The 13,234-nt window shown below is 71.0% G+C and carries 11 protein-coding genes; 8 read left to right on the forward strand and 3 right to left on the reverse strand.

The features are described from left to right. Positions 1 to 195: 195 nt before the first annotated feature. Complete coding sequence (locus tag ACIHCL_RS02605; protein ID WP_399857108.1) at positions 196 to 2,169, reverse strand: bifunctional glycosyltransferase 87/phosphatase PAP2 family protein; 1,974 nt, start codon at positions 2,167 to 2,169, stop codon at positions 196 to 198. Positions 2,170 to 2,870: 701 nt separating this feature from the next. On the opposite strand from ACIHCL_RS02605, the gene ACIHCL_RS02610 reads away from it, so the two are divergent. Both ACIHCL_RS02610 and ACIHCL_RS02615 read left to right on the forward strand, forming a co-directional pair. Next, entirely contained in the window at positions 2,871 to 4,064 is a 1,194-nt protein-coding gene (locus ACIHCL_RS02610; protein WP_399856146.1) for a DUF2330 domain-containing protein, read from the forward strand. A 236-nt stretch (positions 4,065 to 4,300) separates the two neighbouring features. Continuing rightward, positions 4,301 to 4,786, forward strand: coding sequence for a GNAT family N-acetyltransferase (locus ACIHCL_RS02615; protein WP_399856148.1), 486 nt, complete (start codon positions 4,301 to 4,303; stop codon positions 4,784 to 4,786). A 354-nt stretch (positions 4,787 to 5,140) separates the two neighbouring features. Here ACIHCL_RS02615 and ACIHCL_RS02620 read toward each other — a convergent pair whose 3' ends face one another. Then, a complete protein-coding gene (locus ACIHCL_RS02620; RefSeq protein WP_399857110.1) occupies positions 5,141 to 7,150 on the reverse strand; it encodes an MFS transporter in 2,010 nt (669 codons plus the stop codon). Positions 7,151 to 7,613: 463 nt separating this feature from the next. On the opposite strand from ACIHCL_RS02620, the gene ACIHCL_RS02625 reads away from it, so the two are divergent. Continuing rightward, positions 7,614 to 8,960 carry a peptidoglycan-binding protein gene (locus ACIHCL_RS02625; protein WP_399856150.1) on the forward strand — a complete coding sequence of 449 codons (1,347 nt, stop codon included), beginning with the start codon at positions 7,614 to 7,616 and terminating at the stop codon, positions 8,958 to 8,960. Positions 8,961 to 9,297: 337 nt separating this feature from the next. Here the strand turns inward: ACIHCL_RS02625 and ACIHCL_RS02630 are convergent, their stop codons facing one another. Beyond that, the gene (locus tag ACIHCL_RS02630; protein WP_399856153.1) at positions 9,298 to 9,690 is read right to left on the reverse strand and encodes a hypothetical protein; all 393 of its coding nucleotides are present in this window, start codon (positions 9,688 to 9,690) and stop codon (positions 9,298 to 9,300) included. A gap of 302 nt (positions 9,691 to 9,992) precedes the next feature. Between ACIHCL_RS02630 and ACIHCL_RS02635 the strand changes: the two genes are divergently transcribed. From ACIHCL_RS02635 to ACIHCL_RS02655, 5 genes are all read left to right on the forward strand, one after another. Further along, positions 9,993 to 11,243, forward strand: coding sequence for a helix-turn-helix domain-containing protein (locus ACIHCL_RS02635; protein WP_399856155.1), 1,251 nt, complete (start codon positions 9,993 to 9,995; stop codon positions 11,241 to 11,243). A 91-nt stretch (positions 11,244 to 11,334) separates the two neighbouring features. Next, a complete protein-coding gene (locus ACIHCL_RS02640) occupies positions 11,335 to 11,526 on the forward strand; it encodes a hypothetical protein (protein ID WP_399856157.1) in 192 nt (63 codons plus the stop codon). Further along, the gene (locus ACIHCL_RS02645) at positions 11,523 to 11,732 is read left to right on the forward strand and encodes a hypothetical protein (protein ID WP_399856160.1); all 210 of its coding nucleotides are present in this window, start codon (positions 11,523 to 11,525) and stop codon (positions 11,730 to 11,732) included. The genes ACIHCL_RS02640 and ACIHCL_RS02645 overlap by 4 nt, the downstream gene beginning before the upstream one ends. Next, the gene (locus ACIHCL_RS02650; protein ID WP_399856163.1) at positions 11,729 to 11,968 is read left to right on the forward strand and encodes a hypothetical protein; all 240 of its coding nucleotides are present in this window, start codon (positions 11,729 to 11,731) and stop codon (positions 11,966 to 11,968) included. Before ACIHCL_RS02645 ends, ACIHCL_RS02650 begins: the two co-directional genes overlap by 4 nt. 380 nt (positions 11,969 to 12,348) lie before the next feature. Then, positions 12,349 to 13,017 carry an HAD-IA family hydrolase gene (locus ACIHCL_RS02655; protein WP_399856164.1) on the forward strand — a complete coding sequence of 223 codons (669 nt, stop codon included), beginning with the start codon at positions 12,349 to 12,351 and terminating at the stop codon, positions 13,015 to 13,017. The last annotated feature ends 217 nt before the right edge of the window (positions 13,018 to 13,234 follow it).

Raw genomic sequence — 13,234 nt, forward strand, 5'->3', positions numbered from 1 at the left:
GCCGATGGGCGGATGCTGGTCGAGCGGCGATCCAGGCCGAAGGGGCGCCGGGACGAGGTGTGTTCGTCCCGGCACCCCTTCGGCACCTCCGTGCGCCGGGTACGGAAGCGGCGCCGCCGTACGCCTGCCCGTCGGCGGCATCCCCGTACGCCCGCACGGAAGCGGCGCCCCACCCGGGCGGGAGCCGAGCAGGGCCTATGCCCTGCCCCCCACCGCGTCACCGACCTGCTTCGGCGGCGTTTCGTCCGGCAGATCGTCCAGCGGTTTCGCCGCGGCCGGCACGGCCGGAACCCGCAGCCTCCGGGGCCCCGACAGCATGTACGTCAGACCGAAGCCGAGCGCGACGACGGTCGCACCGCCCACCGCGTCCAGCACCCAGTGGTTGGCCGTGGCGATGATCGCGGAGACCGTGAACAGCGGGTGCAGCAGCCCCAGCGCCTTCATCCACGGTTTCGGGGCCAGCATGACGATGGCCACACCGCACCAGAGCGACCATCCGAAGTGCAGCGAGGGCATCGCCGCGTACTGGTTGGTCATCGCGGTCAACGTTCCGTAATCCGGCTTCGCGAAGTCCTGGACCCCGTTGACGGTGTCGATGAAGCCGAGTCCCGGCATCAGCCGGGGCGGCGCCAGCGGGTAGAGCCAGAAGCCGACCAGCGCGAGGACCGTGGCGAAACCGATGGAACTGCGGACCCAGCGGTAGTCCGCGGGGCGCCGCACGTACAGCACTCCGAGGATCGTCAGCGGCACGATGAAGTGGAACGTCGTGTAGTAGAAGTCGAAGAAGCCGCGCAGCCAGCCGATCTTGACAACGGCATGGTTGACCCAGTGCTCGATGTCGATGTGCAGCCACTGTTCGAGGGAGTGGATCTGCGTGCCATGGTGTTCGGCCGTGTCGCGTCCGGCCGTGGCGGCCAGCCTGACCTTCGAGTACGCGGAGTACACGACCCGGATCAGAAGCAGTTCCAGCAGCAGGTTGGGGCGGCTGAGCGCCCGGCGCCAGAACGGCAGCAGCGGGATGCGGCTCCAGCGGGCGGCGACCGGGGCCGCGTAGTCCGTGGGGATCGGTTCGCGCCAGTAGGGCGAGGTGCGCGGCAGGAACGGTGTGACACAGGCCGCTCCCAGCGCCGCGATCAGCATCACGTTGTCGCGCACGGGGAAGACCACCGCCATGTTCGGCAGCAGCATCTTCGCCGGCAGCGTGAGCACGAGGACGACGACCGCCGGCCACATCAGCCGGTCGGAGGCCCGCTTGCCGACCCGGCCGACGACCGCGAGCAGCACCCACAGCAGCTGGTGCTGCCAGGCGGTCGGCGAGACCGCGACGGCCACACAGCCGGTCACGGCGACGGCCAGCAGCAACTGCCCGTCGTGCGCGTACCGTACGGCGCGGCGCAGGCCGAACCAGCAGACGACGGCCGCCAGCACCAGGAACAGCACGACCTCCAGCGGACCGGACAGTCCGAACCTGAGCAGCGCGCCGTGCAGCGACTGGTTGGCCAGGCTGTCCGGGTTCTCACCGAGTCCGGCGCCCGCGGCGTGGTGCACCCAGTACGTCCACGAGTCCTGCGGCATCGCGGCCCAGGCCAGCGCCGTGCAGACGGCGAACGTGGCACCGCCGGTCACCGCCGTCCGCCGGCGCCCGGTGAACAGGAACAGGACCACGAAGAGCAGGACGGTCGGCTGGAGCGCCGCCGCGAGACCGATCAGAAGGCCCGAGGCGCGCTCCCCGCGGACCACGAAACAGGCCAGCAGCACCAGGAGCACCGGAATGATGCTCGTCTGCCCCAGGTAGAACGTGTTGCGGACCGGCAGGGAGAGCATCAGCAGACTGATCGCGACCGGGACGGCCAGCAGCGAGGTGCGCCGCGAGACCGGGCCCGGCAGCGCACGTGCGACCACGATCCCCAGGGCGACGACGAGCAGCAGCGACCCGAAGGTCCAGACGACGCCCAGGCTCTGCTCCGCCGTCCTGGCCAGCGGCTTCAGGACCAGCCCGGCGAACGGGGTGCCGGTGAACCGGTCGTTGTCGTACAGCGAGCCCGCCACATGCAGCACTCCGCGTTCGCCGATCCAGGTCTCCAGATCGGTGAGCCGTTCGCCCGGTGGCCGCCGCAGCACCACCGCCATCTGCCGCACAGCCAATGCGGCCACAACCAGCCAGAGCAGGATCCGGACAGCCCCGGTCCTGGTCTCCGTCGCCCCGTCCGAGCGCACACTGTGTTCCGCATTTGCCACGCTGCGCCGACCCTCCCGCCGTTTTCGCGCCCGTTCCTTGATCTGGGCGTGCTGTGAAACCTTCGCATTGCACCATGAGGGAGACGCAATCAACCCCCTCTTCGCCTGGCTGTCATCCTGCCTTTTTCCGAAAGAATGACCGAATGACCGCTCGAAGCACAGCACCGAGGCGGGAACAGCAGGCCATCGCAGAGGGCACGGGGACGCAGGGTTCAGGGAGCCATCGGGGGCGCACGGGATCACGAGCGGTCACGGGGCATCACAAGTGGTCACGGGGCATCGCAGGAAACCTCACGGGCGGCAGGACGGCAGCCACTGGCCGGACCACCGGAGCCGTCGGCCGGGAATCCGGACCACCGGGGCCGTCGGCCGGGAATCCGGGCCCCGGAGCAGCCGGTCCGTGACGGAGCGGAGCTCAACGAAGACCGCCGACCGTGGCGGGCCCGGGAGCCGGGCCCCCGATCGGAACCCGGGGCACCAGGCCCTCGGCCGGAACCAGGAACCGGGCCAGAACCCTGAACCGGGGCGGCGCCCGGAACCGGGCCGGTGACTCCCCACGTCCTCCCCGGTGTTCGTCGATCACGGGGGGAGGCAGACGGATGAGGTGTGGGCGGCCGGGCCGCGCATGGGTGATGCGCGCGCTGTCCCTGGCATTGCTGCTGGTGGCGTCGCAGCTGGGTTCGCTGATCAGCCCGGCTTACGCGTGCGGCTGCGGGGCCATGGTCCCGAGGGGGGCGAGCGAGGTCGCCGTCGACCGGGAGGCGTCCGTGGTGACCTGGGACGGCCGTACCGAGGAGATCGTCATGCGGCTCACGGTCCGCGGCGACGCCCCGGAGGCGGCATGGATCATGCCGGTGCCGCACCGGGCGGACGTGGAACTCGGCGATCCCTCGCTCTTCTCCGAGCTGGACGCCCTCACCGCGCCCGTGCCGAAGACGCGGCACTACTTCTGGCCGCGCTCCGACGACTGGCCGTTCGCCGGTTCGGGCGCGGACGGGGCGGGCCGGCCCTCGGCCGCCGCTCCGCCCGTCCAGGTCGTCGGCCGCGAACGGCTCGGCCCCTTCGACGTGGCGCGGCTGGCCGCGACCGACCCGGAGGCCCTGCGGGACTGGCTGGACGGCAACGGCTTCGAGCTGCCCGACCGGCTGGCGACGGCGCTGAAGCCCTATGTCGACCAGAAGTGGGAGTACGTGGCGATCCGCCTCGTCCCGAGGGGCGGGAACGACCCGCTCCGCGGCGAGCTGGACCCACTGCGGCTGCGCTTCGCCGCCGAGCGCCCGGTTTACCCGATGCGGCTGTCGAAGCTCGCCTCGACACCACAGCGGCTGAAGCTGTACGTGCTGGCGGCGCACCGCATGCAACCGCTCGACGCGATCGGCGGGGCAACGCCTCGGGTGACGTACGCGGGCCGGATCGCTCCTGGCCGGTACGACACGGAGCGGAGCGGTACGACACAAAGCGGTACGACCCAAAGCGGAACGGGGCGGTACGGGACGGCGCGGAACGGGCCAGGGGCGCTGTCGGCGATGACGGGCGGCAAGCCGGTGTTCGTCACCGCGATCGAGCAGTCGTTCCCGCGTCCGGAGCGGATCGACGGCGATCACGAACTGCGGGCGGCCGGCTCCGACGCCCCCTACCGGACCCTGGTGTACCGGAACGAACTGCTGACCGTGGGTGGGATCCCTGCCTGGCTGCTTTCGGTCCTGGGGACCGCCTCGGTGGCCGGGGTCGCGGTGGTGTGGGTGGTGCGGATCCGACGGCGGGGGCGGCCGGGGATGCCTCCGGCTCCGGTCGCGGCCACGCCCACGGCCGTGCCGCCGCGGTGAACGGACGGCCGTGGACCCCGCACGCGTCCGGGGCACGCGTGCGCCCTTCTCATGCACGAATCGCTCCAGTACGTCCGCGAATCCGCCCTGTTGTGAGTGAGTCACCCTTGCCATCCATGAATCACCTTTACCATCCGTAAATCCCACCTTTCGTCCGTGAATCACCCTTGTCATCAGCGAATCGGGCGGATCAATCCGCTCGATCGCCCACGTGCGTCCCGACCACAATGACCGGCATGACCTGGTCCACGGCCCGCGAACCCTTCGACTCCGCCGACGCCTCACTGCTGCGTCGCGACTACTACGACGAGGTCGCGAGCCGCTACTGGGGACGGCCCGCGACCGCGGAGGAGATCGACGAAGGGCTCGCCGACGACGGCGCCGACCGGCTCGTGCCGCCCACCGGGCAGTTCGTCGTCGGCAGGTTCGAGGGAAGGGCCGCGGGCTGCGCGGGGCTGCTGGTCGCGGACCGGGACGCGGGCGTGGCGGAGCTGACCCGGGTGTTCGTACGTCCCGAGTACCGCGGCACCGGCGGTGGCGGGCTGCTCCTGGCCGCCGTCGAGCATGCGGCGCGCGCCTTCGGCATGCGCACGATCCGGCTGGACACCCGCCACGACCTGGTGGAGGCGCGCGGGCTGTACGCCAAACACGGCTACCGGGAGGTCCCGGCGTTCAACCAGGGCCCGTACGCAGAGCACTGGTTCGCCAAGGCCCTCGGCTGAGGAACCCCGGAGGCCGGTCCTCGGTCGAGGCTCCGGGGTCCGGCCCGCCGACTGAGGTTCCGGGCCGTCGTACCGGCTCGGGCCGGTGCCGGCGGCAAGGCCGTTCGGCTCGGGTTTCGGGTGGCCAAGCCCTCGGCCGAGGTCCCGGACGGCCGCACCTCGGCTCAGCCCTCGGAGATCCCAGGCCCCCGGCTCGGCATTCGGGTCGCCGGGTGCCTCAAGCCCGGGTCTCCGTTTCCGGGCCGCCACCGGCGGGAACGGCAAGGCACCGACAGGGCACCGGCAAAGCACTGGCACGGCACCGGCAGGGCATTGCGGCGCACCGGCAGGGCCGTTTCCTCCGGAGCAGAACGCTCAGGAGGTGTCCGCGGGGCGGCCGACTGGCCCGGCCGCCTGATCCCGGCCCGGCTTGAGGCCGCGCGGCCGGTCCCGGCCGCGTCCGCTTGTCTCGGCGGTCAGCTCCGCCACCAGCCTGACGAGGTCCGTGGGCCGTTCCGGACCCCACCAGTCCCCCAGCCATTCGGCCATCAACCGCTCGCGGGCCTCCGCCAGCCTCACCACCACTTCCGCACCCGCGTCGGTGAGCACCAGTTGCACGCCCTCGCGCCGGACCAGGCCCCGCTCCTCCAGTTGCCGCGCCGCGTCAGCGACCACTCGCAGCGGCACCGGGGTGGTGTCGGCGAGCACGGCCGGTTCGACCGTGCCGTGGTGCCGTATCCGCAGCAGCATCCAACTCGCCGCGGGCCACAGGTCGTACCCCGCCCTCCTGGTGATCTTCTCGTAGATCTCGCGGCGCCCCTGACGGGTGGCGAGCACCGACAGGGCCCGCGCGCACTCGTCGTACGAGGAACGCTCGACCGGGTTCGAGCCCAGCGTCTGACTGGACTCCGGGGCGGTCACCGAGCCGCGCAGCCGGTCCTCCTTGAGGAAGCAGGCGAAGAAGAAGGCGATCAGGACGATCGGGGCCGCGTACAGGAACACATCGGTGATCGACGTCGAGTACGCGTGGAGCACCTGCACCCGCAGAGTGGGCGGAAGCCGGTCGATGGCACGCGGGTCGGCGGCCAGCCGCCCGGCACTGGCGCCGGGTGGCACGGAGTGCCCGGCGAGCGCCTCGGCCAGCTTGCCGGTGAGCCGGTTCGTGAAGATCGTGCCGAAGACGGCGACACCGAACGAGGCCCCGATGGAGCGGAAGAACGTGGCCCCGGAGGTGGCGACGCCGAGGTCCCGGTACGTCACGGCATTCTGCACGGCCAGCACCAGGACCTGCATCACCAGGCCGAGGCCGGCCCCGAAGACGAAGAAGCAGGCGCTCATCCCCCAGGTGCTGCTGGTCTCGGTCAGCCGGTGCAGGAGCAGCAGTCCGATCGCGGTGACGCCGGTGCCCACGATCGGGAAGACCTTCCAGCGGCCGGTACGGCTGACGACCTGCCCGGAGGCGGTGGAGGTGAGCAGCAGGCCCAGCACCAGGGGCAGCATGTGCACCCCGGACATGGTCGGCGTGATGTGGTGCACCACCTGGAGGAAGGTCGGCAGATAGGTCATCGCGCCGAACATCGCGAAACCCACGACGAAGCTGATGACGGCGACGAGCGTGAAGGTCCTGCCCCGGAAGAGCGTCAGCGGAAGAACGGGTTCGGCGGCGCGGCGCTCCACGTGCACGAAGGCCGCCGTCAGCAGCACGCTCAGCGCGGACAGCGCGACGACCTGCGCGGAGCCCCAGGCCCAGGTGGTCCCGCCGAGCGAGGCCACGAGGACCAGGCAGGTGGCGACGGAGGCGATGAGAAACGTGCCGAGGTAGTCGATGGTGTGCTTCGTACGGTGGACCGGGATGCGCAGCACGGCGGCGATCACGAGAAGCGCGACGGCACCGATCGGCAGGTTGACGTAGAAGACCCAGCGCCAGCTGAGGTGCTCGGTGAAGAAACCGCCGAGAAGCGGCCCGAGGACGCTCGTCGTGCCGAAGACCGCGCCGAACAGGCCCTGGTACTTCCCCCGTTCACGGGGCGGCACGAGGTCGCCGACGATCGCCATCGACAGCACCATGAGACCGCCACCGCCGAGGCCTTGAAGAGCACGGAAGCCGATCAGTTGCAGCATGTCCTGCGCGATCCCGCAGAGCGCGGAGCCGATGAGGAAGATGACGATGGCGGCCTGGAAGAGCTTCTTGCGGCCGAGCTGGTCCCCGAGCTTGCCCCAGAGCGGGGTCGCGGCGGTCGACGCCAGCAGGTAGGCCGTCACCACCCAGGAAAGGTGTTCCAGTCCGCCGAGGTCGCTGACGATGGTCGGCAGCGCCGTGGACACGATGGTCTGGTCGAGCGCGGCCAGCAGCATCCCGAGGAGCAGCGCCCCGATGGCCACCAGGGCCGATCGGGTGGAACGATGCTCGCCGGGTGCCGCCCCCGGCTCCGGTTCTGCTTCTGGTTTTGGTTCCGAATCCGACTTCGCTGTCGGTTCCGGCTCCGGTTCTGCTGCCTGCCCTGGTTCCGACTGCCCTGACGCCCGTTCGGATTTCTCAGCCGCCGCCGGTTCCGGTCCCTCTGCTTCCCCTGCCCCCTTTACTTCTGCTTCCTTCCCCGCCGTTCGTTCCGGTTCCGCTGCCGCTGTCCGTTCCGGTTCCGGCTCCGCGGGGCTCGGGTGCTGCGCCATGGAAACGTCTCCTCGGGTCCGCTACATCCCCATCCTGTACGTTTCGCACGGGTATGGCTTGCCGAGACTCGATGGCGGCGAGCGGGACCACATGCCGGTTGACCGCGTTTCGGACGGCATTGGGTGTTCCGGGGCAGGGCTGCATAATCGCAGGCAGTTCAAAGGGGAGGGGTCCACCATGACCGGACATATATGCCCGGAGTGCGGTATGCGTACGTTCCCGCCGACGACAGCGGGCGGGTTCTCGGGGGTGAACGGCGATCCGGGCGCCGGCCCCGTCTGCGCGTGCGGGGGGCACGGGGCATGGCGGGGCGGCGAGCAGGGGGAGGCCGCCGAGCGCCGGCGAGCCGAACGAGCGGCGGCCGACAGGGCGGACATCGCGGCGGCGGAGGACTTCGATCCGCTACGCATCCGGCCGTACGTCAAGCTGGAGGTCGACGTGACGCCGGAGACGGACGACGCGTGGCCGCTCCATTCCGGTCGATCACCCCACGCCCCCGCCGAAGGCTTCCACCGCCCTGCCGAGGACGCGGACTCGACGATGCCGCTCCCCCTCTACCCGCCGCGAGGCGACGATCCGGCGGGAACCGGCGGCCCATCGCCGTTCGAAGCCTGGGCGGGGCACGGCGCCCCGGCACCGTTCGAAGCACAGGCACGGCACGGCGAGCCGAGGTGGCCCGACGGCCGGGCGGGGCACGACGACCCCGCGCGGTCCGGCGAGCGGGTGGGGCCCGGCGGGCCGACACGCCTCGACGACCCGACAGCAGAGGCCGCCGATCCGGTCGGCGCCACGGCCTTCCTACCCACGGTGGCGGTCGCCACCTCAGCGACGCCTGCCGTCGAGGACACGGCCGTTCCGGTCTCCGTCGACACCACGGTCCTCGGGAACGTCGACGGATCCGATCGGTCACGTCGACGCCGCCCTCTCGCCGCGCTCGCCGTCGGGGCGGCGGCGATCGCGGTGGTGGGTACGGCCGTGTTCGCGGGCGGCCTCCTCGAATCGAAGGATGACGGGGCCGCCGACCGGGAGCTGGCCCTGCCCGATCTGCCTCCCAGTACCCCCGAGGCGAGTGAAACGGCGGAAGGGTCCGCCTCGGCCCCCGCGCCGCCCCCGCCGTCGGAGCGGGCCTCCGCATCACCGTCCACGTCCGCCACCGCACCCTCCTCGGCGGACGCCTCACCGTCCCCCTCGGCATCCGCCACGTCCATACCGCCGAGCGACGCCGAACCGCCGGCGTCGGCTCCGCAGGCGAGCCGTCCACCCTCGGCCGAACCGCCCGCTTCACTGGCCGGCCCCGCCCTGCGGCCCGGCGACCGGGGACCAGCGGTGGCCGACTTGCAGCGCCGGCTGGGGGAGGTCTGGCTGTTTCATGGGCGGGACGACGGCGACTACACGGAACAGGTCGAGCGCGCCGTGCGCGTCTACCAGTCGTACAAGTTCATCGAAGGCGATCCGCCGGGGGTCTACGGCCCCCACACACGCCGCGCCCTGGAAGCGGAGACCTCGGGCCGGGGCCGTTCCTGATCCATCCGCGACCAGGCCCCCTCATTCCCGCGCACGGGAGCGCACCCTGGGGACTTCTGGGGTCTGCCTTCCATCGGCGCCCCCGCTCCCGCCCTTTTCGCCGCCGTGACTCCATCCCCTCACCCCGCTCACCTCGGCCCCGCCGCACTGCCCCGGACGACGATTGGCGTTCCCGGAGCGGTTTTTGTATCGTGTTGGAACAAAGTAGCCTCCGCCCGCCACCCCCTGACCGGCGGGCGAGGCTGCTTGTTCTCCACACCCGCGTCACCACCTCCCCCGCGCTCTGGAGCCGCCCCATGCCGGCCACCGATCTGACAGCCCGCGCCCTCCTTCTCAACTAACCCTCTGTAGCACTGTCGCGCAGTACAGGTTGGTCAGCCCACGGGCCCGGTTCCCACACCGGGTGAAACTCGATCCGGTTCGTGGCCCGCTTGTACCCTTCGCGTTCTACCCGGTGGACGGCAACGCGCCGTAGTAGCTGCCGCAGTATGCCGTTCCGCTCGCCGGGGTTGATGGTGTCCCACTCATCCAGCAGTCCGACGATCAGCGGTTCATAGTCGGAAACATCGGGCGTGGCCTCGATGACGGCAGTTCTGGCGAGCAACTGCTCGACCGTTTTGCGCTGAGCTTTGATACGGTCGCGGGCCGCCTCGTAGACGCCGGGCGGGTAGTCGTCCGGGTTCACGGCGCGGTCGGCCTGAAGCCGCGCCAACCCGTCTTGGAGCTTCACCAATTCCTCTTGCAAACGAGCCCGCTGACGAGCCGCACGGGCCCGTTCCTGGGCTACGTCGCGCCGCTGCCGGGGGACGGCCGGCTCTGCGGCATCAACCCTTCAGCCACGGCGTCCGCAAGCCATTCACGCGTCTCGTCCTCGACTCGCTCGCGTGGTCCCCGCAGGCGCGGGGTTTCGCCCCTTCCCACAGCGCGCGGGGAGGGGCGCTTTCGTGTGTCCGAGGTCCGACGATGCCTCACGCAGAAAGGGCCCTGCCCCATACTCTGGCAGTGACGAGCTGGACAGAGAGGGGCAGAGCCATGTCATCCGATGCTACCCCGGACCCGTACACCGACCCGATGGCGTTCGGGCAACGAATGCAGATCCTCCGCACGAAACGGGGGCTGTCCCGTCCGGTCGCGGCCGGGCTCCTCGGCATGTCCCCCTCGTGGGTGAAACAGGTTGAGCGAGGAGAGATCGGCATGCCGAAGTTGCCCATCGTTCTGCGCATCGCCGAGCTGCTGCGCGTCCGTGACCTTTCCGACCTGACCGGCGACCAGTCCGCCCCGGTCGAGCTGTTTACGGGGCCTGGCCACTCTCGTCTACCGGCTGTCCGGGACGCAGTCAACGCCCTGACCCTGAATACAGATCAGGCAGCCCCACCGACCGAGCACCTGGCGGCCCGGCTCGCGAAGGCGTGGACGGCCCGGCACGAGGCACCCAACCACCGTGAAGTCCTCGGTGAGTTGCTGCCCGGCCTGATCCGTGACGCGCAGCTCGCCGTGCGACAGACGGACTCGGCATCGGCCCGGCGTGCGGCGCAGGCCGTGCTCTCCGAGGTCTACAGCCTTGCCCAGTTCTTCATCGCGTACCAGCCGGATCCCGCCCTACTGTGGCGGGTGGCTGAGCGCGGCATGGTCGCGGCGCAGGAGTCCGAGGACCCTCACGCGATCGGTGTAGCCGCGTGGCTGGCGGCGCAGGCTCACCGCGATACCGGCCCGTCGCACTTCGACGCGGCCGACAGCATGACGCTGGAGGCACTGGCCTACATGGAACGGTTCCTGTCTGAGGCTGACGACCGCGTGCGCGCGCTTGCCGGGGCGCTCCAGTTCGAGGCCGCTTACACCGCGGCCCGGCGCGGAGAGAACGGGGCAGCGTGGGGCTGGTGGGACAAGGCCAAGGCCACCTCCAAGAAGCTCCCGCCCAGCTACTACCACCCCGTCACCAGCTTCTCGCGGGCCATCATGGGCGCCCATGCTGTCACCGTGGCGGTCGAGCTCCGGGCAGGCGGAGAGTCGGTGCGGCAGGCTGTGGCGGCGGACGCTACCGCGATCCCGTCGCGGCCTCGGCTGGCCCGGCACCGCATCGAGGAGGCCCGCGCGTACCACCTGGACGGACAGTCAGAGACCGCAATCGCGACGCTGGAGCGGGCGCACGAGGCCGCTCCAGAAACGATCCGGTACAACGGGTACGCCAGGCGAATCGTGTTGGAGGAGACGGAGTCGAAGCACCCCGCAAGGCGGCAGCGCGCTGCCGTTCTGGCTGACCAACTCGGTCTGCTCGCCGCATAGTTCGAACCCTTGAGCGGGGGGCAGGAATCCTGTCCCCCGCTCTTTGCGTGCGCTCTTACTGTCTTGGCACCAGCAACCCCATGGAGCCGGCATGCCAATGACGATCAAGGTGTACGAGGTCGACCGGTACGGGCGGACGACGCGCACCGTCCGCCCGAAAGCCGAGGTCGTCCCGCTCAAGGACCCGCCGGATACCGACGCCTACCCGGCCTGTGAGTGCGACCAGTGCAGCACGCGCCGCGAGCCGTCCGGCCGGCCGATGGTGGCGGGTGCAGCCCGATGACGCGGCGCACCTGGCAAGAGCCGGTGATCGAACTTCCGCACTGCGACCTTCCCGAGGATCCGACCCCGGTCGGCGGATGCGACGTCTGCGCCGCCCTGGCCGACCAGCGGGCGGCAGCGCGGCAGGCGGGCGACCCGTCGAGGGTGACGGACTGCAACGTGGAGATGCGGCAGCACCCGCACCCGAAGCGGCGGGGGAAGCGATGACCGTCAGGACCCGATACCGGTTCGCGAAGCACGGCATCGGCACGGCCCCGGGCAGCACGCGGCTGATGTCGGCCGCGTGCCTCACCCCCGGCTGTGGGTGGACGCTGGAGGCCACGGCCGACGAGGACGCGGGCAACACCGCGTGCATGACCCACGCGGGCCTGAATCCCGGACACGCCCGGTTCCACCGGGGGTGGTCCGAAGAAGCCGAGATGCGACCGCTGGAGGGCACGTGAGCGCGCGGGCGGTAGCCGTCGTCGCCTATGCCGCGTGGGTGCTGACCATCGCACTCCTGGTCGGCCGCGGGGCGCACGCCCCGTAGCCCCTGAGACTCCCGCTCCGGGCCCGGTGGGGACCGTCATACCGGAGCGGGCCCGTCGACCGTACGGCGGGGCGCGGCGGCCCCGGCCCGAGCACCAACCCCCCGTGTGCCAACCGGGGCCGCCGACTAGACGACGGCAAGCGCCCTCCGCGGAGACCCATGCACGAACCCCCGCAATTTCCCCATTGCCCGGATCGCCCCGCACTCTGGCGAGACACCTCCCCCGACCGCCCCGCCAACCAACTCCCTTTGTACAATGTCGGAACAAATGAGTCGCATGCAGAGGATGGCCCCATGCCCAGGTCAGTGACCGTAGGTGTTTTTAAGGCGTTGCTCCTGGACATGGACGGCACCCTCGTGAACTCCGACGCCGTCGTGGAACGCTGCTGGCGGCGCTGGGCGGCGCGCGAAGGTCTCGACCCGGAGGCCGTACTGAAGGTGGTCCACGGACGGCAGGGCTACGCCACCATGGCGGTGCTCCTCCCGGACCGGCCGATGGAACAGAACCACGCGGACAACCGGGCGATGCTCGCCGAGGAGACCGCCGACACCGACGGCGTCGTCCCGATCGCCGGGGCTCCCGCCTTCATGGACGCGATCGTCGGCCTCCCGCATGCCCTGGTCACCTCGGCCGACGAGGCACTGGCCCGGACGAGGATGACGGCCTCCGGCCTGCGGATGCCGGAGACCCGCGTCACCGCCGAACGCGTCGGGGCCAGCAAGCCGGACCCCGAGGGCTTCCTCAAGGGTGCGGCCGAGTTGGGCTTCGCCCCGGCGGACTGCATCGCGTTCGAGGACTCAGAAGCGGGCATCACCGCCGCCCGTGCGGCGGGCATGCGCGTCGTGGGCATCGGTCCGCGGGCGGCGGAACTCTCACCCGACGTGCACGTCGAGGACCTGACACGACTGCGGGTGGAAGCGGTGGCCGACGGCTCGATCCGGCTGCACGTCGACGCGTCGTAACCGCCCCGCACCCGCACCCGCACCCGCACCCGCACCCGCACCCGCACCAAGTCATGACACCGCGCACGCGGCACACCTGCGCCTTCCCGTGACACCGCGTCCGCTTGCTCACCGCATCACGTGTGGCTGCCCGTCGCCGACCGCCCCGTCATCGGCCACCCATCGCCGACAACTTGCCACCGACCGCCCGGCACCCCTCGCCCGTGCGGCGTTCAGA

It is taken from the genome of Streptomyces sp. NPDC052042 (assembly GCF_044548345.1).
GTDB lineage: Bacteria > Actinomycetota > Actinomycetes > Streptomycetales > Streptomycetaceae > Streptomyces.